The organism is Aeribacillus sp. FSL M8-0254 (assembly GCF_038008845.1).
Classification (GTDB): Bacteria; Bacillota; Bacilli; order Bacillales; family Aeribacillaceae; genus Aeribacillus; species Aeribacillus composti.
On record NZ_JBBOZY010000001.1, the window covers coordinates 1,155,341 to 1,176,242 of the forward strand.

Sequence of the window (20,902 nt, forward strand, 5' to 3'; positions counted from 1 at the left end):
AACAAGCCTATCGTACGATTGCTTTTAGACCTCCTTCTTTAAAACGTCCAAAAAGAAGGAGGTTAATTGATTTTATCCATAAATATTTACTCTACTTTATCATATTTTTCATGTTCCGAACTTATTCATTGCAACGAGAAACATATCGATCCCATTAATTTTAAATTCAGCTTAACAGTAAAGTCCGCGTTTGATCCTAATTATTATGTTCGAACTTTCGATAATATTTGCTTAATCCTTCTTTTTAACAAATCCTTTTGACTCATAAAAAATATCTTTTTCATGCTATTATTACTCTTTTCACCTAAAGATCGGCATTGATCATTCTTGATTATTTGCAATATTCCTCTTTTTCATCTTAATACATACACTTATTATTTATTATATGCCGATAATAAGTGTAATTTCTGCCTTTATTTTCACACATAATATCCAAACATTTCACTCATGAAAACATGATACACTCCATGGATTTGTAACAGGTTACATCAGTGTAAAATAAAAGCTATTCTCTAAAAGATTGTTGTTATCAATCATAGAGAAATATATATCATATGGTAAAATAAAGTAAAAAGGGGTAGTTTCAATGGGATTGCCAAAATGTTGTAAATGTAACCATCCATTTAGTTGGAGAAACATATTTTGTGCTTCGTTCAAATTTAGCCAAGAAATAAAGTCCCTAAGTGTGGAACAAAAATGTATCCAACAATGAAATCAAGACAAAAAATGGGTATAGCAACTTTTGTACCATTGGTCATATGTTTTGCATTACAGGTATTTGGGCTTCCATTCAAGTTTACTATGTTGATATTTTTGTTGTTGTCAGTTTTGGGTATGATATTGCTGCCATTTTTATATTCGTTTGTCGATCATGAGGAGCCCCTTTGGTGAAAAAGGGCGTATTGTTAAAGCTGATGATAAAAGGGTTTTTGCGTAATCTTGATGATAGAGAGGAGTTTTATGGAGAATATTTGTGTGTAAAGTTTTTAGCTTCTCATCTTAATTCAATAATCCCGATTTTTCATCAAAAGGACGTCAGAACCGGTACCCCCGTATCGCCTGAAAAAAAATCCCGGCATATAACTATAGTGTCAATGAGAGAAGCTGTCGTTTACGATTACGAGAAGAGAGATATATGAAAGAGGAATGAATATTTTCTAATAATATAAGGAAATTGAGGATCGAAAACAGTTCAGAAATCTATTCAATCTCTCAACTGCTCCTTCGAAATTAATGAGAAAGTAGGTTGGATCTATTTAAGCGATGCCTTTCAAAAACGAAAGAAAGTTTTTCCAAAATTTCTATTTTTTTGAGGAAGACGAAAAGACATTCGGACTGTTAACGAGGACATCGTTTGATCTCTACCGATTAGTAAGAGCAAAAAAGGGATAGAAACACAAAGTACGTTATGAAAAAATCTCTACTCAACATCTTCTGAACTTGCGCAAAAAGAAGTATGGTTAAAGATTACAAATAATCATTTGATCGTATTAAATGATCAATAAGCGAAACATCGTTGTTAAATTATGAAACGCAACAAAAGACAATCGTTCGAAAAACCGAAAATGGAAAAATCAGCGAAAATTATTCTGAAATAATGTGATAGATTCTTAATAGATCAACAAAAAGTATCTATAACCGCTCTTGCGAATGTAGAGAGTGTCGAACTTTCTCTATTTGAGAGAGACATTGCCTAAAGTGTTTTTAAACATCATACTCCAATTACCATGTGACTATATGAAAGTTGATGTGAATTATATCGAAATGACCGCAATATGGTATAATAATAGTTATATTTATAATGAAGAAAGGAGCATACTGATGGCTGAAATTACAAATGAAATGATTTTACAAGCGATTAAAGAACTGGCTGAGCAGCTAAAAAACCATTCAGAAGAAACGAATAACCGGTTTGAACAAATTAACCAACGGTTTGCACAAATTGACCAACGGTTTGAGCAGATTGATCGGCGGTTTGAACAAATTGACCAACGATTTGAACAAACCGATCAGCAGTTTGAACAAACGAAGCAGCAATTGGTCGAAATCAATGAGCGGCTCGACCAAGTTGAACAAAAGATCGAGGAGATGGACAAACAGCTCACTGATGTAGCAAACGGTCAAAAAATTCTTGTGGAAGAGTTGTTTGAAAATAAGAAAGAAATCAAGCGAGTCAAAAATATTTTAAACATATATTAACCGCACTGATCTATTAAGTGTTTTTTTTTGGACAAAACCGTTAGATAAAAACAAAATGATGTCTGAAATTAGCTTTTCGCCTCCCTGTTTTCTTCAAAATAATGTCAAACTTCTTCGCCGTTTTCTATTTAGCTTTATTCGTTCCTATTAATATCCAATTAATACTATCCTTGTTTTAACACATAATCCCCGGAATAGGATCTGGCTTGTGCTGTCTACAGTGTGAGAAAAAAGGCGCAACAAAGGATAAATCCCCATTCAAAAAACAGCGGCTGTCTCATCGGTTTAACGGCCATTGCGGCAGCCTCGTTATGCTTTCACCTTATTGATTAATTTTTATTATAAATGCAATAATTTTTTCTATCAGCGAAAGTAAAGACTGACATTAGCTTTAAGCGCCTCAGGCTTTTTACTTTCGGTACTTTCCATTCTTCACTGTTTTGAAAACCTATTTACAACAAAGCAAATTTTTCCTATAATTATAACTAACTAATTAGTTAGTTATAAAAAAGGGGGCTCTTGTTGGCTGTAAAAAAAGGCGAAGTGAGTAAGAGAAAGTTATTTCTATGCCAGAAGAGCTTTTTACGAAAAAAGGTTTTCAAAGTACCAAAAGAAGCGAATTTGTTGTAAACGAAAGCTTAACACAAGCTGCGTTTCAAAAGTAAGGAAGATATCTTTCAACAAATATTTCAAAATTTTGATCAACAGTTAATAAAACTAAGGGATGTTGGAAAAATCTGTTGAACTATCGCTATCGGATGTCAAAACTTTTGTAACCAACATGTTTATCAAATTGTTTACTTTTTTAGAAAAAACAAATCAGACAAGGAGACAGTGATCAGATTCGAATAAGATTGATATGTTCAATAACAAGCGATTCGGAATTGTAAAAGAAAAAATTGACACAGGGTGGCAGCAGAGGCCATCGCTGCTATTATAGAACGATTGGTACATCGATATTTATTAACAGGAGAAAAAGTAAAGTAGGACAGATGTTTTTGAGCGGAATTCAAAATCGTTCGAAAAGCGGTGATTGAGATGGTATTAGATTGGTTGGATTCTCAACTTCATTTGATTAGCGTGCTTTGGTTATTTCCCATTTTGTTTATGTTTCATGATTTCGAAGAGATTCTTACGGTAGAGAAGTGGACCAAACAGAACAAAGAACAAGTTCTTGCGGTTTTACCTAAATCAATACGAAAATATTTTTATAGCAGCTTTCAGATGACAACTGTTCAATTTGCGAACGATGTATTTTGGATTTTCCATACCATTACAACAGCAACATGTTTAGCCGTCATTTTCTCTTTTTACTATATTTTTTTAATGTTACTGTTTATCTTTTTTGCCCATGTGTTCACACATTTAGGGCAAGCACTCTATCTAAGGAAATACACTCCTGGTGTAATCACTTCCATCTTTCTAGTGCTACCCTATTCTTCATATACCTACTATCGATTGCTGAAAGAACAAGTCATAAGCGGAACAGATATATTGTGGAGTATAATTGGAGCAATCATCATCGTACCAATATTATTTCTGTTTCTAGTGAATGGAAGAAATAAAGCTACAAAAAAAGTTGAGGAAGATGGTGCCGACAAGAATTTTTTGTAATGTAAGATAAATAGGGTATCTCTGTAATGGAATTTCAAATAGGGGGGATGCATTCTCTTTTTGAGAATGGCTCCAATAAATATAGTACTTTTTCAGTGGCTATCATGTAACCGAGCCACTTTTTTATTGACGAACTTGTATATACAGGTTAAAATAAAAGCATCTTGTATATACAAGTTTTGAAAGCGGTTAAAAGGAGAGTTCACAATGTTAAAAAAATGGTTTCGAAAAAAAGAGGAAACGCTCTTAGCACCTTTAACCGGAAAAATAGTCGAGATCGAACAAGTTCCTGATCCAGCATTTTCCCAAAAGCTCATGGGGGATGGAGTGGCTATTGATCCTGCAGACGGAATTGTCGTTTCGCCGGTCAATGGGGAAGTTATTCAATTTTTCCATACGAAGCATGCGATTGGTATTCGTTCTGAGACGGGACTGGAGCTATTGATCCACATCGGTTTAGACACCGTTATGATGAACGGTGAAGGATTTGTTGGACATGTGAAGGTCGGTGACAAAGTCAAGGCGGGAGACAGTTTACTGACATTCGATCTTGCATTGATCAAAGAAAAAGCAGCAAGCACGATCACACCGATTGTCATCACCAATATGGATGCCGTTCAATCACTCGAAAAGAAGTCGCTCGAAAGCGTGCAGGCAGGAACGGATTCATTTATGGTTGTCGTAGCAAAATAACACTTGTTTTGTAAACGATTACGGGGGGGATCATCATGAATATCAGCAAACAATCAGTTGAAAAGATTGTTGAGTCTGTTGGAGGAAAAGAGAATATTGTAGCGGCAACACATTGTGTTACCCGGTTAAGATTTGCATTAAAGGATGAGGGAAAAGTAGATAAAGAGGCTTTGGAAAGCATTGATCTCGTCAAAGGCTCCTTTTCGGCAAACGGTCAATTTCAAGTCGTGATTGGACAAGGGCTTGTCGATAAAGTGTACAACGAAATGGTGGAGTTGACGGGGATTGACCGCGCGACAAAGCAAGAGATTAAAGATGCAGCGGAAGCGAAGCTAAACCCGCTTCAGCGTGCGATTAAAACATTAGCTGATATTTTTATTCCGATTTTGCCGGCGATTGTGACAGCAGGTTTGTTGATGGGAATTAATAATATCCTGACAGGCCAAGATATTTTTTATGAAGGCAAATCATTTGTGGAAGTGCATAAAGAGTGGGCCGATCTTGCCAGCATTATTAACTTAATTGCCAATACGGCGTTCGTCTTTCTGCCAGGTTTAATCGGTTGGTCAGCGGTAACGAAATTCGGCGGCAGTCCATTGCTTGGTATTGTGCTAGGCTTAATGCTTGTTCACCCAGATTTGTTAAACGCATGGGGCTGGGGAGCAGCGAAAGAAGAAGGAAACATTCCTGTATGGAATTTGTTCGGATTGGATGTTCAAAAGGTAGGATATCAGGGTCAAGTATTGCCTGTGCTAGTGGCATCGTACGTGCTGGCGAAAACAGAGCTGTTTTGGCGCAAACGAATTCCCGATGCGTTTCAGTTGCTGTTAGTCGCTCCGCTTTCGCTGCTATTTACCGGTTTTTTAGCGTTTATTGCGATCGGACCGATTACATTTGCAATCGGCAACGGGATTACAAGTGTATTTGTTTCAGTGTTTCATAATGTTCCAGCAATTGGCGGGCTTCTATATGGAGCGATATATGCCCCTCTTGTTGTCACGGGGATGCATCATACGTTCTTGCCGGTTGATTTGCAGCTGATCACCAACACTGGCGGAACATTTTTATGGCCGATTCTCGTTCTTTCTAATATCGCTCAAGGTTCGGCGGCGTTAGCCATGATGTTTTTAGCAAAAGATGAAAAACTGAAAGGGCTGTCATTCACATCTGCCGTTTCAGCTTATTTGGGTATCACGGAACCGGCCATGTTTGGAGTGAATTTACGCTACCGTTATCCATTTATTTCTGCGATGATAGGAGCAGCAATTGGCGGAATGTTCATTACGCTTAATAAAGTGATCGCATTTTCTATTGGTGTTGGCGGTCTTCCTGGGTTTTTATCAATCGTTCAGCAAAAATGGGCGCCGTTTTTCATTGGAATGGCGATCGCGATTGTGCTGCCGTTTGCTCTAACATTTGTGTTAGGAAAAATTCGCAAAGATCATAATTAATAGAACTGTGTTCTAAATAATAAATATGAATAATCAAAGATTCATACCATTGGTGAATGACCGCCAATGGTATCGTTTTTCCCGATAGTCTCAAAATTATAAACGAGGTGATATTCATTGAAGCAGCCATGGTGGAAAAAAGCCGTTGTTTATCAAATTTATCCGAAAAGTTTTAAAGACACGACGGGAAATGGAATAGGAGATTTGCAAGGGATTATCGAGAAATTAGACTATTTAAAGACATTAGGGATTGACGTCATTTGGCTGACGCCTATTTATGCTTCGCCGCAGCGAGATAATGGCTATGATATTAGTGATTATTTTAGCATTCATCAAGATTATGGAACAATGGAGGATTTCGAGCGTTTGCTTGCTGAAGCCCATCGGCGCGGTATCAAAGTGATAATGGACATGGTCGTAAACCATACCTCGACCGATCATGAGTGGTTTCAGCAGGCTCGTTCGTCAAAAGAAAACCGCTACCGCCATTTTTATATTTGGAAGGATGCCAAACCAGACGGCAGTGCCCCAACAAACTGGAAATCCAAATTTGGCGGATCGGCTTGGGAGTATGATGAGCAAACGGGACAATATTATCTGCACTTGTTTGATGTAACTCAGGCGGACTTAAATTGGGAAAATGAAGAGCTACGCAAAACGATTTATGAAATGATGCATTTTTGGTTTCAAAAGGGAATTGATGGCTTTCGCTTAGATGTCATTAATTTGATTTCGAAAGATCAACGTTTTCTCGATGATGACGAATCCCTGCCATTGGGTGACGGCCGCCGATTTTATACAGACGGTCCGCGCATCCATGAGTTTTTGCAGGAAATGAATAGGGAAGTATTTTCTAAATATGATATTATGACAGTCGGTGAGATGTCATCGACCACCATTGACCATTGCATTCAATATACTAATCCAGCACGGAACGAATTGAATATGACGTTTAACTTCCACCATTTAAAGGTAGACTACCCAAATGGTGAAAAATGGGTGGCAGCTCCATTCGATTTTCTGGCTCTAAAACGAATTTTATCTACTTGGCAAGTGGAGATGAATAAAGGCGGAGGCTGGAATGCGCTCTTCTGGTGCAACCATGACCAACCGAGAATTGTGTCGCGCTATGGCAATGATGGAGCATATCATAAAGAATCGGCGAAGATGCTGGCAACAGTTATTCATATGATGCAAGGAACACCATATATTTACCAAGGTGAAGAAATTGGCATGACCAACCCGAAGTTTGAGCGAATTGAAGAATACCGAGATGTGGAAACATTAAATATGTATAAAATTTTGCTTGAGCAAGGAAAAACAGAAGCAGAGGTGCTTGAAATTTTAAAATGTAAATCGCGCGATAATTCACGGACACCTATGCAATGGGACGACAGTCCGCATGCCGGATTCACAACTGGGACTCCTTGGATTCATGTCGCGCCGAATTTTAAAGAGATTAATGTGAAAAAAGCATTAGAGGATCCAACATCGATTTTTTACCATTACAAACGTTTGATTGAATTGCGAAAGAACTATGACATTATTACAACAGGAAACTATCAGCTATTGTTAGAGGATCATCCGCAAATTTTTGCTTATGTGCGCAATGGAGATGGTGAAAAGCTTCTAGTAGTGGCCAACTTTTTTGGCGGCCAAACAGAATTTGTTTTGCCGAATGAGCTTGATATAAACGGATATACAAGCCGTATCCTGCTTTCCAACTATAATGACTCTTCTGAACATGTACAAGAAATCATGTTGCGTCCATATGAAGCGATTGTGTATCATTTAACAAAATGATACTATTCAATTCGGTGATGACTATGAAGGAAAATAAATTTATGGCGATTTACAACGACCTTTTGCTTCATATTCGCAAAGGCATTTTTCAGCCGAACGAAAAGCTGCCTTCTGAAAATGAATTGTCCCAGCGGTATCAAACATCGCGTGAGACGATTCGCAAAGCGCTCAATCTTTTATCAGAGCATGGCTATATTCAAAAAATAAAAGGAAAAGGTTCGATTGTGTTAGATGTAGGAAAATATGATTTTCCTGTCTCTGGACTTGTCAGCTTTAAAGAATTGGCGCAAAAAATGAACAAGCCGGCAAGAACGATCGTACATGAACTGGAATTGATCGAGCCTGATGAATATATTAAAAGACAATTGGAAACCGAAAATAAGGAGAAAGTTTGGAAAGTGATTCGTGCTAGGGAAATAGAAGAAGAGAAAATTATTTTAGACAAGGACTTTCTTTGCCAAAAATTCGTTCCAACATTGACGCGCGGCATTTGTGAAAATTCGATTTATGAATATGTCGAAAATGAATTAAAGCTTCGCATTAGCTTTGCGAAAAAAGAAATGTTTGTCGACCGAGTGACAGCTGAGGATCAAAAATATATGGATTTAAACGGCTACGAGCATGTAGTAGTGGTGAAAAATTTTGTCTACTTAGAAGATGCGAGCTTGTTTCAGTATACCGAATCGAGACATCGGCTCGATAAATTTCGGTTTGTTGATTTTGCGCGGCGTACTCATCACCCGGGGATGTCCGATAAGTCCTTAAAATGAAGCCAGTGGAGAAAAACGAATTGTTTTTCTCCACTCAGCTTGTAGACTTTGTTGACAAGCTGACCTTGAAAGAGTGTCGAACACTCATTCAAGGTGTTTATAATTACTTATATTGCACGGCTCCTAGAAATCTAAACTGATTTTTTCATTGACATTTCCATTATATTGAAAGTTTAAAGTAAAAGAACTGAGTTCGCTTCTTGATTTAAACGATCACCGCAAAACTCTATAAATTTTGAATTTTCTCCTCATCATAAGAAAAGCCTTCAAGTAGAACACGGCAATCAATCGATGGCTCATCATAGAATTCTATTTCTCTAAAATCTTCATTGTAGTAATCAATGTTAAAGTCTTTTTCAAATTCGGAAGGTAGTAAATCTCCATCTTCTTTAGTGAGAGCGCCACCTTGACAGGGTGGAGGTTGCTGGTTTGAGACCAGTCGGAATCATCGAGCGGAATCCCTTGAGCCACAAGGCTTCAAGGGATTTTTTATGGGTTCGCCCGGCATGGGTGTAATCTATAGGGTGAAAGTCCCGAGCTGCGAAGGCAGAAGTAGCAGTTAGCTTAACGCAAGGGTGTCCGTGGTGACGCGGAATCTGAAGGAAGCTGGAGGCAAAACACCGGTCCGAGGAACACGAACCTCATATAAGGCTAGGTATGATTGAGTGAGTTTGCAAAACAAAACAAAGCTCTTTCTGTCGAAGGTCATATCGAGTAAATGAGGCGGATAGATGGTGTGAAAGTGCATGTACTTACCCGGGGAGGTCTGGCGGATATGTGAAGTACGCTTCATAACCTACTTAGTGATAAGTAGCTGAACCGTCAGAAGTCAGCAGAGGTCATAGTACTCTTTCAAGCTCGAGATGGAAGAGGAAGGACTGAACAATTAAGGAGAACGAATCGCTAGGCGTTCATCTTCTGTGTGGAAGCAGACAATCCGATAGGACTTACTTGAAGGAGGAAGTGGTGAATCCCACGGGGGACTTCAAGAGGGTGGAGCAGAAGATGGCACAAATAGAAGAATTCGTTCACGTGGAGAGGATATCAATGTTGATGGAAATGATTTTGTCACGGGAAAATCTCCTGGCGGCACTGAAACGAGTCGAACAGAATAAAGGAAGTCACGGAGTAGATGGCATGTCCGTAAAAGACCTACGAAAACACCTCTACGAAAATTGGGACTCCATTCGACAGTCGTTGAGAGAAGGAACCTACAAGCCCTTACCCGTCCGTCGGGTCGAAATCCCGAAACCGAACGGTGGAGTAAGGCTTCTAGGGATCCCTACCGTGACGGATCGTTTCATCCAACAAGCGATTGCCCAAGTGTTGACGAAAATTTTTGATCCGACCTTCTCGAACCATAGCTATGGTTTCCGCCCAGGCAGAAGGGGACATGATGCGGTTAGGGAAGCAAAGGGTTATATCAAAGAAGGATATCGTTGGGTAGTCGATATAGACCTAGAGAAATTCTTTGACAAGGTGAATCACGACAAACTGATGGGGATCTTGGCGAAAACGATCAAAGATCAAATTCTACTGAAGGTAATTCGCCGGTATCTTCAATCAGGCGTGATGATCAATGGAGTGGTAATGGAAACGGACATGGGAACGCCTCAAGGCGGCCCGCTTAGTCCACTTTTATCAAACATCATGCTTCATGAATTGGATAAGGAGCTTGAGAAACGTGGACATAAGTTTGTTCGGTATGCGGATGACTGTAACATCTACGTGAAAACAAAGAAAGCAGGAATTCGTGTCATGAATTCCATTACGAACTTTATCGAGAAGGAGTTAAAGCTCAAGGTAAATAAAGAGAAATCGGCGGTAGACCGTCCTTGGAAACGGAAGTTTCTCGGTTTCAGCTTCACACTCAATAAGACTCCAAAGGTACGGATTGCGAACGAAAGTGTGAAACGTTTGAAGAACAAGATCCGTGAAATTACATCAAGGTCGAAACCGTGTCCAATGGAGAAAAGGATTGAGAAACTGAACAAGTATTTAATGGGATGGTGTGGATATTTTGCCTTGGCAGAAACACCAAGTAAGTTCAAAGAATTTGATGAATGGATTAGACGAAGGCTTCGGATGTGTTTGTGGAAAGAATGGAAAACCCCGAAAACAAGAATTCGGAAACTCAGAGGATTAGGGGTTCCAAGCCATAAAGCATTCGAATGGGGCAATACACGCAAGAAATATTGGCGGATTGCCTGCAGTCCCATTCTACACAAAACCCTCGACAACTCCTATTGGAAGCGTCGAGGGTTAAGAAGTCTATTCGAAAGATATCAAGCACTACGTCATACTTAATTGAACCGCCGTATACCGAACGGTACGTACGGTGGTGTGAAAGGTCGGGGGTTAGTCACCCCATAGCCATCAAGTTAAGAATTTGATCTTTTTTCAGCGCCAAAAACATGGTATCCTTTCTAACGAAAATCATCGTTGGAAAGGATTATTTTTTGATGGCAAAAAAGATGAAGGCATGGATAAAAACGATTCGTCAACTCTTCTCCTCTGAAGAACTGACCCGTCTGGCACGGAAAGTCGGATTCATTCAGCGGCAGCGTTCATTAACAGCGGAAGCCTTTCTGACGCTATGTGCTTGGGGAGACGGATCGCTCGCCTGTCAGTCGCTTCAGCGGTTGTGTGCCGATTTGGCGCTCTGGCATGATTGCTCTCTCTCGAATGAAGGACTGAATCAGCGGTTTACGCCTCGTGCCGTGGCGTTTTTAAAAGAGGTCTTTTTTACTCTCCTGATGCATCAACGTCCGGCACTCTCTTCCATCACCGAGACGTATCGCGCTTGTTTCACCCGTCTGCGGATCTTAGACTCTACCAGTTTTTTACTTCCGGCCGACTATGGTGAGGACTATCAAGGTTCGGTTTCATCTGGCGCCAAAATCCAATTTGAGTATGAGCTGTTATCGGGAACCTGTCTTCAGCTGTGCGTCCAACAGGCCAATGATTCCGATGCCCGTTTTGCTTATCATACCCAGCACACGATTTTACCGAATGACCTTTGCATTCGGGATCTGGGGTTTTTTTCACTCGCCACGCTGGCGGAGATCGATGCTCGAGGTGCTTATTATATTACCCGGTTGCGTTCCGATATCAAAGTCTATATCAAACAGGACGGGGAGTGGCACGAATGGGATTGGGAATCGATAGGAAATCGATTGGGCGAGGGGGAAGCCGTGGAAGTGGAACACGTGTATATCGGACACCAACGCCTGTATGTTCCGCGTCTGATTTTTCGCCGTCTCACGGCGGAAGAATGGGAAAAACGGCTGGCGTACGTGCGGAAAAAGGAAAAAAAGAAAGGGAAGGCGCTGTCACGCCAAACCCTTGAACAAAAGAAATATCACATCTTACTGACCAATTTACCACAAGAATCGTTTGATGCGCAACAAGTTTATGAGCTGTATTCGCTGCGCTGGCAAGTGGAGCTGTTATTTAAGGGCTGGAAATCCTTATTTGATCTTGACCGTGTCAAAAAGATGAAGAAGGAACGATTCGAATGCCACTTATATGGGACATTGATTGCCATTTTAGTCACGCAGACTCTTCTGTTCCAAGCCCGAAGGTATTGGCATCAACGGGAGGGAATCGAGATCAGTGAATGGAAAGCGCTTAATATCCTCCAATCGTATTGGCATCGGTTTCTTTTGCATCCCCAAGCGATGGAAACCGCCCTTCCATCTCTCCTATCTCTGTTAAGGAAACACGCGAGGAAAGACCGAAGGAAAGGAGAGGAAACGGTATCGGATCTTTTAAAGAAATTGGGGATATGGTAGTGTGGGTCATGGATATAAATGCCAAATAACCCTCTTCTTGAGGGTTATTTGGCATGCCCAGCATTTGGTTTTCTCTTCATCCTTTGATTGATTTTTCGAACATGCGTATCATCCTAAAAAATTTTATACCGCTAACTTGACGGGTATGGTTAGTCACCCCCTCCTACTCGATTTTTATCTAATAGAATTTTTTGATGTAGCTAATTAAATGAATCGCACGGTAAATATTGGGTTGATTTTTTTAAATTCCATTCTTTTTTTGTTTTTAATTCAAATAAATATTTGAATAATAAAAGAAATGGGGTATAATATATTCAAACGGAAATTTGAATATGAAAGGGGGATAATGAATGAGTAAGAAAGATACATGTGAAATTTATTGTTATGACGAAGAAAAAGTCAATCGAATACAAGGGGAATTGCAAAAAGAAGATATATCCAGTGTTGTCCTGTTGTTTAAAGCACTGGCAGATGAAAATAGGGCAAAAATTGTCTATTCACTTTGCCAAGATAAAGAGGTATGTGTATGTGATATTGCCAATATCATTGGGGCTTCTGTTGCAACCACTTCCCATCATTTACGGACTCTTTATAAACAAGGGATTGTAAAGTATCGAAAAGAAGGAAAGCTAGCATTTTATTCGCTGGATGATGACCATATTAAGCAGTTAATCATGATTGCGTTAGTACATGAGAAAGAGGTGAAAGTCCGTGTCTGAACAACAAGCAAAATTATCTAAATCAGAAGCGAAAACCTACCGTGTTCAAGGATTTACTTGTGCAAACTGTGCGGCAAAGTTTGAAAATAATGTAAAATCATTGCCAGATGTTCAAGATGCTAAAGTAAACTTTGGAGCATCTAAAATTACCGTTTGGGGTACAACAACCATCGAAGAATTAGAAAAAGCAGGAGCTTTTGAAAACTTAAAGGTTCGGGAAGATAAAGAAAAATCAGTCAAGCGTGAACCTTTTTGGAAGCAAAAAGAGAACATTAAAGTGTATATTTCCGCCGTTTTGCTTGTGATCAGTTGGTTTTTAGGGAAGCAATACGGAGAAGAGCATATCTTTGCGACAATTGGATATGCTGCAGCAATTTTAATCGGTGGATATTCGTTATTTATAAAAGGTTTCAAAAACCTAGTTCGATTGAATTTTGATATGAATACGCTGATGACAGTGGCGATTTTAGGAGCTGCAGCGATTGGTGAATGGGGAGAAGGTGCAACGGTTGTTATTCTATTCGCCATTAGCGAAGCCTTAGAGCGTTATTCCATGGATAAAGCTCGTCAATCCATTGAATCGTTGATGGATATTGCTCCAAAAGAAGCATTAATTCGTCGCGGAAATGAAGAAATGATGGTCCCTGTTGACGATATTCAAGTCGGAGATATTATGATCGTAAAGCCTGGTCAGAAATTAGCGATGGATGGAATCGTCATCAAGGGTACATCTACGCTAAATCAGGCTGCCATTACGGGAGAAAGTGTTCCAGTAACCAAAACAGTCGGTGATGAAGTCTTTGCAGGAACATTGAATGAAGAAGGGTTATTGGAAGTAAAAGTGACAAAACGAGTGGAAGATACAACTCTTTCGAAAATCATCCATTTAGTGGAAGAAGCTCAAGCAGAACGAGCACCTTCTCAAGCGTTTGTAGATCGTTTTGCCAAATACTATACACCAGCCATTATCATTTTTGCTCTTTTACTAGCCGTTATTCCTCCATTATTTATGGGTGCTGATTGGAGCGAATGGATTTATCGAGGTCTAGCTGTATTAGTGGTTGGTTGTCCGTGTGCGTTGGTTATTTCCACGCCTGTTTCGATTGTAACTGCCATTGGAAATGCAGCGAAAAACGGTGTGTTAATTAAAGGTGGTATTTATTTAGAGGAAGCAGGAAACTTAAAAGTGATTGCTTTTGATAAAACAGGAACATTAACAAAAGGTATTCCTTCCGTCACCGATGTGGTCACTTATAATGGCAATGAAAATGAACTAATGACCATTACAGCAGCCATTGAAAAAGGCTCACAACATCCACTTGCTTCCGCCATTATAAGAAAAGCAGAAGAAGATGGATTGAATTTTAATGATGTATCGGTTGAAGAATTCCAATCCATTACAGGTAAAGGGGTCAAAGCCAAAGTAAATAACGCAATGTATTATGTCGGAAGTCCAGGTCTTTTTGAAGAACTTCTTCCAAATGGCATCCAATCAGAAATAAAAGAACAAATTACAACCCTTCAAATACAAGGGAAAACGGTCATGGTATTAGGGACGGAAAAAGAAATTCTGGCGTTAATTGCCGTGGCAGACGAAATAAGAGAATCATCCAAAGAGGTTATTCGAAAACTTCATCAAGTCGGTATTGAAAAAACGGTGATGCTGACGGGAGATAACCAAAGAACAGCCGAAGCCATCGGAAAACAAGTCGGTGTTTCCGATATTAAAGCCGATTTACTTCCAGAAGATAAACTGAATTTCATCAAAGAGCTTCGCGACAAGTATCGAAGTGTTGCGATGGTTGGAGATGGTGTGAACGATGCACCAGCTCTTGCAGCTTCAACCGTTGGTGTGGCAATGGGTGGTGCTGGAACCGATACAGCCCTAGAAACAGCCGATATTGCCTTAATGTCTGATGATTTAAGCAAATTGCCATATACGATTAAATTGAGCCGCAAAGCTTTAGCGATTATTAAGCAAAACATTACTTTCTCTTTAGGGATTAAGGCATTGTCATTACTGTTAATTGTGCCTGGTTGGTTAACGTTATGGTTAGCGATATTTGCGGATATGGGAGCAACATTAATCGTAACATTAAACAGCATGCGATTGCTAAATGTGAAAGAATAATGCAATAGTTGAAGAAGACACACAAAAAGACCGAATTTATTTCGGTCTTTTTGTGTGGTTTAAAAATCAACATTGAAATTTAACAAAGCCCTGATTAAAAACAGTCAAAACTAACAAAACAAATGACCTAAATTTTAGAGATCTTAATTAATTAAATGGGATTTTAATAAAAATGCTTGGCGCTTAAAGTCAAGCATTTCTTATTTTCCTAAAATTACTTAGGTAATGTCATAGGTATAACATTACCAACATATTTTTATTTTAAATAATTTTGAGCGGGGGAGAAGGAGATGGAAGTATATAATGTTCACCAAGCACTAAAAATACTTCAGGAATATTACATTACTGACTCAATTCAAATGGTTACTCGTTGGATCAGAGAAGGAAAGATTAAAGCAGAACGTTCGGCAAATCGAAAGGAGGGTTGGCGAATTTATCACGATGATTTATTCGAGTTTATTGAAGAACAGAGACCAGGTTTGCCTGAAGTAATGGGAGTTTATGAATGGTATGTAGAAAACTCTTTTTCAATGTTGGCGAATGACCATCGTGAAAAGCATAATAAATTGGATTCTGAAGAAGTTAAAGGTGATAGCACTCACTCGGAAGAATTAATGAAACAGCTCATGGAGGAGAAGAATCAATTAGAAAATCAACTCATTAATATGCAGGATGAGTTGAACTTGGTTTACGAGCAAATCACTGAGTTAACGGTTAAAATTCAAAAGCTGGAAGAAGAAAATGCTTTTTTAATGGGTTTATATGAGCAAATGGATGAGATGTATCAAGAATTAATAAAGAAAAATCAACAAGAAAGTAGTAATGAAACACTAAAAACAATGGAGTGCAAATTAAAGAAAGAGATGTCTATTGAAGATTTTAAAATGATTTTCGAAAAAGTGATCAAGGGATACAAAAGTGAAACAATAAACTACATACAGCAAGAAAATAAACTAATCAACGAAATATATACGTTGTTTTTCAATGAAGATGGAGAGTTAAAAAACGAGGTTATTGATGATGGAGAATATATTTGTCCATTGACTAAGAAGAAGTATAAAAAAATTTAAGATCCATGCTTAAAAACGCGATCCGAACCAAATTAGAACAAATCCTGAATTCAGTTGACGAAACAGTGTTAGCTAACGACTCGAGTCGTTAGTCTTTTTTACTTATCAAATAAATAAGGATTTGAAATGGAGTTAACAAACGAACTGAAACAAAATTTGTTTGCTTGCAATCTAGATCCGGAAGCAACAATCAAAGCCTATCGAGAAAAAGTTGTGGGTCCCTATCGCAAAAAGTTACCGGATTCTGTTGTTGCCTCAATGGAGGAACAATTGTCGGGGGCTTGTACAGTAGAAATTGCTGCTTTCAATGAATTTACCAACTTGTTAACCAACCTTGATACATCGAAACGAAAGAAACATTAAAACGTTTGTTTCCAAAAGCATAGCGACTAACGATCGATTAAGAAAAGGGGAAGAGAAATATGGTGATTACTGATCAAGCGAAACAAGCACTACAAGATATTTTAAAGAAACACGGTAAAGAAGGAGTTTGTCTTTATTCTGCAAACCACAGATCGGTTGGAGATTATTAATGGTATTCGGGTAGCGATGGATGAGAAAGTGGCTTCTATCATCGAGAGAGTTACACTTGATGTGGAAGAAACGGGAAAAGGCGTTCAATTCGTCTTATTAGGCTTAAATCAATGTTGTTAAAAAGTTGAATTGCTAATAGACCAAAGTAATGAGGACAAAAAAGTTGTTTAAACATAAATTAACGAAAGTAGATTTTAATAAGCTATAAAAACTTCGAAATTCATTTGACCCTGTACTATGGTACAGGGTTTATACTTTATCTAGGGGTGATAAGATGAAATATCGTATTGGTGAACTGGCTGACAAATGTAACGTTAATAAAGAAACCATTAGATATTACGAGAGAAAAGGCTTAATCAAAGAAACTTCACGAACAGATTCAGGGTATCGAATGTACTCGGAAGAGACTGTGAAGCGCATTGGTTTTATTAAACGTATGCAGGAACTAGGGTTTTCTCTAAGTGAAATTCATAAATTACTTGGTGTTGTTGATAAGGATGAGGTTCGATGTGCGGATATGTATAGCTTTGTTTCTCAAAAAATAGGTGAGGTTCAACAACGAATTAAAGATTTAAAGCGTATCGAAAATATGTTGAATAAATTAAAAGAAAGCTGTCCGAATGAAGAGCAACTACATGAATGTCCAATTATTGAATCTCTGATTGATGATTAAAGAAATGAGATATCAATGAAAAATAAGACATTTATAGTGATCGGAACACTTGTTACATTATTACGACTTGTAGTAACGAAAATAATGTAGAAACTACAGCGAATGGAAATAATACTAAAAGTGCTACCTTTACCATTACTGAAATGGATTGTTCAAGTTGTCCTGTGTTGTCAAAAGTGCTCTTGAACGTGTAGAAGGTGTAAAAACAGTGGAAGTAACCATTACAGAAGGTTCCCAAGGAACAGCTAAAGTTGTGTTTGATGCTTCAAAAACAGATGTAAAAACTTAAAAAAATACCGTCTTAGAATTAGGATATGGTGTTAAACAATAGGAGGTGTTTCATTTGTCAATTCGTAAATATCGTTTACAAGTGGAAGGTATGACATGTACTGGGTGTGAAAGGCACGTTGAAACAGCTCTAAACAGCATAGGAGCTAAAAATGTAGATGTAAATTTTCGCCGTGGAGAAGCTGTTTTCGAATTGCCAGAACATATAGGTATCGAGAAAGCCAAAGAAGCTGTGAATAAGGTTAATTATAAGGCAGGTGAAGCTGAAGTTATTCATCAACAAAAAAGCTCCGTTGTTGGTGATGATGAAGGTGATTATGATTATGACTTTATTGTCATTGGTTCTGGGGGAGGAGCTTTTTCTGCTGCTATTAAAGCAGTGGAATATGGGGCAAAAGTGGCGATGATTGAGCGTGGTACCATCGGTGGGACTTGTGTAAACATTGGATGTGTTCCATCAAAAACACTGCTACGTTCTGGAGAAATCAATCATTTAGCAAAAAACAATCCATTCCTTGGTTTAAATACTTCAGCTGGTTCGGTAGATTTGAAAAAACTAATGGAACAAAAAGATGAACTGGTGAGAGAATTACGTCAGCAAAAGTATGTTGATTTAATTGATGAATATGGGTTTGAACTAATACAGGGAGAAGCAAAATTTGTCAATGAAAAAACAATAGAAGTAAACGGGAATAAAATAACAGCTAAACGCTTTTTAATCGCAACAGGAGCTTCCCCATTGATTCCTAATATTCCGGGATTAAAAGATGTTGACTACTTAACAAGCACTTCTTTGTTAGAGCTTAAAGAACTGCCAAAAAGTCTTGCTGTTATTGGTTCAGGATACATCGGATTGGAGTTAGGTCAGCTCTTTCACCATTTAGGAGTGGAAGTAACGTTAATGCAGCGTAGCCAAAGAATTCTTAAAGAATATGATCCTGAAATTTCAGAAGCTGTAGAAAAAGCATTAACAGAACAAGGCATTCATGTTATTACCGGTGCTACATTTGAGCGTGTAGAACAGAATGGAGATATGAAACAAATTCATGTTACTGTTCATGGTGAAAAGAAAATCATTGAAGCTGAGCAGCTACTTGTAGCTACGGGGCGCAAGCCAAATACGGAAGCACTAAATCTTCAAGCTGCAAACGTAGAAGTGGGTTCTCGCGGTGAAGTTAAAGTTGATGACTATTTACGAACCTCCAATCCTAGAATTTATGCTGCCGGAGATGTAACAATGGGACCGCAATTTGTTTATGTTGCTGCATACCAAGGTGGAATTGCTGCCGATAATGCAATCGATGGCTTGGAGAGAAAAGTAAATCTTGATACTGTTCCGGCTGTTATATTTACTAGTCCATCGATTGCTACGGTAGGATTAACTGAGGAGCAAGCTAAAGAAAGAGGATACGAGGTGAGAACTTCTGTTTTACCACTTGATGCAGTTCCAAGAGCGCTTGTGAATCGCGAAACGACAGGTGTATTTAAACTTGTTGCTGATGCAAAAACATTAAAAGTGCTAGGTGTTCATATTGTTGCCGAAAATGCTGGTGATGTGATTTATGCAGCCACATTAGCTGTAAAATTTGGTCTAACGGTGGAAGATTTGCGGGAATGCCTTGCACCATATTTAACGATGGCAGAGGGATTGAAATTGGTTGCCTTAACATTTGATAAAGATGTTAAAAAATTATCTTGTTGTGCTAGTTAAAGCTCCTTTTCATAAACATATAGGATTTTTGATTATTCTAACTGTACTTGAGCAAATTTACAATGAAGCAGAAAAAGAGATACGAACCGATTCCTTGGTTAGAATAGAATGTACCATCAAATTCCCCAATCAAGGACAAGGAGGGAAGATGGAAAATTGGAAGGGAATTTTTTATGGGAACAGAAGCTCTCCAACTGATTGGAGAGACGTTTACTTGATAAACACTCCAAATTAAAACATTTTCATTAGCATCATTGTCGATTTCTATTAGAATCGAAACAGTATGATGGAAATCATATGAACAAAAGGAGTATATAAACATGGATTCAACTGTTTCAAAGAAAGTAACGATGATTTCATATATCATTAGCATTACATTCATTATCGCGATGATTACGGCTTCGGTGATGTTGAAAGATCACGAAATTATTTTGCCGGAAGTTGCGGCAATGGCGATTGCCATGTGGGTGTACCGAGAAGCAGGATGGATCAGGCAACCATCGAAAATTTTTCTTGCGCCGTCCATCACGGCAGTGATCGGTTTCGCAGTGAATCAACTACACATTTCTTATTTAGGAAAAGTAAGCCTTACCCTTATACTTTTAATGCTCTTTTTACGTATCATTCAATCAAATTTGGGACCGTCCATTGCAACGGGCTTACTGCCAGTGGTGACAAATGCAAATGAATGGTCATTTATTATATCCGTTTTTATTTTTACCTTTATATTGATGCTTGGAGTTCTCAAATTTGGATTGAATAAAGGACTTGAAAAGAAAGTGAAGATACAGTACAAGTACATGCTGGTATTCTTAGTGCTGATTTTCGTGTGGATGGGTTTAGCTGGCTCGCTGGCTACCCACTGGCAGTGATCCCGCCGATTCTCGTTGTTGTGTATGAGTCACTTCAGAAGCCGATGTACAACGGAAAAATGGCTTTTAAACAAGGGCTTGTATTGACCATATCTGCGACTGTCGGAACGCTGTTGTACTTTGCTATTGATTCGTGGATATTGGCCACCCTGTTAGATATGATTTTAATGCTTATTCTGTTACGTATTGTTGGCATCCGTGTCCCGGCTGTGTACGCCTTTCCACTGCTCCCGTTTGTCTTTCCTGATCATATCGTAGCCATGTTGCCGCTAGGTTCGTTGATTACATGTGTATTCTTGTTTACTTCGGTGTTAGCATATAAAAAGATGGAGATGAAGCGAAGTAGAAAGGTAATGCAAATGTAAAGGAGATAAAAGAATTCATGTACTCGAAGAGAGGACCTATTTTCTATTCTTCGTAGGCATCTCGTTTATCCGCATAAAAAGATTTGGTGACTAGGTTATAAAGTTAAACGTCATGTTTTAGGCTATCGGAACGGAAAACCACCGATAGCCTTTCTATGTGCGCCCGGCATGTACATGAACTATAGGGTGTAAGTCCCGAACCCCGAAGACAGAAG

15 protein-coding genes and 2 pseudogenes are annotated in these 20,902 nt (G+C 38.7%); 16 read left to right on the forward strand and 1 reads right to left on the reverse strand.

Going from position 1 to position 20,902, the window contains the following annotated elements; genetic code table 11:
- Positions 1 to 1,821 precede the first annotated feature (1,821 nt).
- The 6 genes from NSQ44_RS05700 to treR all read left to right on the forward strand — a co-directional run bounded on the left by NSQ44_RS05700 (position 1,822) and on the right by treR (position 8,530).
- Positions 1,822 to 2,199, forward strand: a complete 378-nt coding sequence (locus tag NSQ44_RS05700; RefSeq protein ID WP_063387544.1) for a hypothetical protein — start codon at positions 1,822 to 1,824, stop codon at positions 2,197 to 2,199.
- A 1,038-nt stretch (positions 2,200 to 3,237) separates the two neighbouring features.
- Positions 3,238 to 3,813, forward strand: a complete 576-nt coding sequence (locus NSQ44_RS05705) for an HXXEE domain-containing protein (protein WP_340855642.1) — start codon at positions 3,238 to 3,240, stop codon at positions 3,811 to 3,813.
- A 207-nt stretch (positions 3,814 to 4,020) separates the two neighbouring features.
- Positions 4,021 to 4,506: a PTS sugar transporter subunit IIA gene (locus tag NSQ44_RS05710; RefSeq protein WP_063386461.1), complete on the forward strand. Its 486-nt coding sequence runs from the start codon at positions 4,021 to 4,023 to the stop codon at positions 4,504 to 4,506.
- Positions 4,507 to 4,541: 35 nt separating this feature from the next.
- Entirely contained in the window at positions 4,542 to 5,957 is a 1,416-nt protein-coding gene (treP, locus tag NSQ44_RS05715) for a PTS system trehalose-specific EIIBC component (protein ID WP_340855644.1), read from the forward strand.
- A 117-nt stretch (positions 5,958 to 6,074) separates the two neighbouring features.
- Positions 6,075 to 7,760, forward strand: a complete 1,686-nt coding sequence (treC, locus tag NSQ44_RS05720) for an alpha,alpha-phosphotrehalase (RefSeq protein WP_327863910.1) — start codon at positions 6,075 to 6,077, stop codon at positions 7,758 to 7,760.
- 23 nt (positions 7,761 to 7,783) lie between these two features.
- Positions 7,784 to 8,530: a trehalose operon repressor gene (treR, locus tag NSQ44_RS05725; protein WP_144598512.1), complete on the forward strand. Its 747-nt coding sequence runs from the start codon at positions 7,784 to 7,786 to the stop codon at positions 8,528 to 8,530.
- Positions 8,531 to 8,756: 226 nt separating this feature from the next.
- Here treR and NSQ44_RS05730 read toward each other — a convergent pair whose 3' ends face one another.
- Positions 8,757 to 8,969: an immunity 22 family protein gene (locus tag NSQ44_RS05730; RefSeq protein ID WP_340858142.1), complete on the reverse strand. Its 213-nt coding sequence runs from the start codon at positions 8,967 to 8,969 to the stop codon at positions 8,757 to 8,759.
- A gap of 608 nt (positions 8,970 to 9,577) precedes the next feature.
- Between NSQ44_RS05730 and ltrA the strand changes: the two genes are divergently transcribed.
- The 10 genes and pseudogenes from ltrA to NSQ44_RS05780 all read left to right on the forward strand — a co-directional run bounded on the left by ltrA (position 9,578) and on the right by NSQ44_RS05780 (position 20,687).
- Positions 9,578 to 10,837 carry a group II intron reverse transcriptase/maturase gene (ltrA, locus tag NSQ44_RS05735; RefSeq protein WP_340858147.1) on the forward strand — a complete coding sequence of 420 codons (1,260 nt, stop codon included), beginning with the start codon at positions 9,578 to 9,580 and terminating at the stop codon, positions 10,835 to 10,837.
- Between the two features lie 155 nt (positions 10,838 to 10,992).
- Positions 10,993 to 12,324 (forward strand): IS4 family transposase, encoded by a 1,332-nt coding sequence (locus NSQ44_RS05740; RefSeq protein WP_094245035.1) that lies wholly within the window; start codon positions 10,993 to 10,995, stop codon positions 12,322 to 12,324.
- Positions 12,325 to 12,674: 350 nt separating this feature from the next.
- Positions 12,675 to 13,043 (forward strand): ArsR/SmtB family transcription factor, encoded by a 369-nt coding sequence (locus NSQ44_RS05745; protein WP_340855652.1) that lies wholly within the window; start codon positions 12,675 to 12,677, stop codon positions 13,041 to 13,043.
- Positions 13,036 to 15,174 (forward strand): heavy metal translocating P-type ATPase, encoded by a 2,139-nt coding sequence (locus NSQ44_RS05750; protein ID WP_340855659.1) that lies wholly within the window; start codon positions 13,036 to 13,038, stop codon positions 15,172 to 15,174. The genes NSQ44_RS05745 and NSQ44_RS05750 overlap by 8 nt, the downstream gene beginning before the upstream one ends.
- Before the next feature lie 290 nt (positions 15,175 to 15,464).
- Positions 15,465 to 16,244, forward strand: a complete 780-nt coding sequence (locus tag NSQ44_RS05755; protein WP_340855666.1) for a helix-turn-helix domain-containing protein — start codon at positions 15,465 to 15,467, stop codon at positions 16,242 to 16,244.
- A gap of 120 nt (positions 16,245 to 16,364) precedes the next feature.
- Positions 16,365 to 16,604, forward strand: a pseudogene (locus tag NSQ44_RS05760) (arsenical pump-driving ATPase); the annotation flags it as partial.
- A 448-nt stretch (positions 16,605 to 17,052) separates the two neighbouring features.
- Positions 17,053 to 17,451, forward strand: a complete 399-nt coding sequence (gene merR / locus NSQ44_RS05765) for an Hg(II)-responsive transcriptional regulator (RefSeq protein WP_035067772.1) — start codon at positions 17,053 to 17,055, stop codon at positions 17,449 to 17,451.
- Between the two features lie 157 nt (positions 17,452 to 17,608).
- Positions 17,609 to 17,740, forward strand: coding sequence for a hypothetical protein (locus tag NSQ44_RS05770; RefSeq protein ID WP_268753480.1), 132 nt, complete (start codon positions 17,609 to 17,611; stop codon positions 17,738 to 17,740).
- 60 nt (positions 17,741 to 17,800) lie between these two features.
- Complete coding sequence (merA, locus tag NSQ44_RS05775) at positions 17,801 to 19,450, forward strand: mercury(II) reductase (protein WP_340858152.1); 1,650 nt, start codon at positions 17,801 to 17,803, stop codon at positions 19,448 to 19,450.
- A gap of 320 nt (positions 19,451 to 19,770) precedes the next feature.
- Positions 19,771 to 20,687: pseudogene (locus tag NSQ44_RS05780) on the forward strand (hypothetical protein).
- Positions 20,688 to 20,902 lie beyond the last annotated feature (215 nt).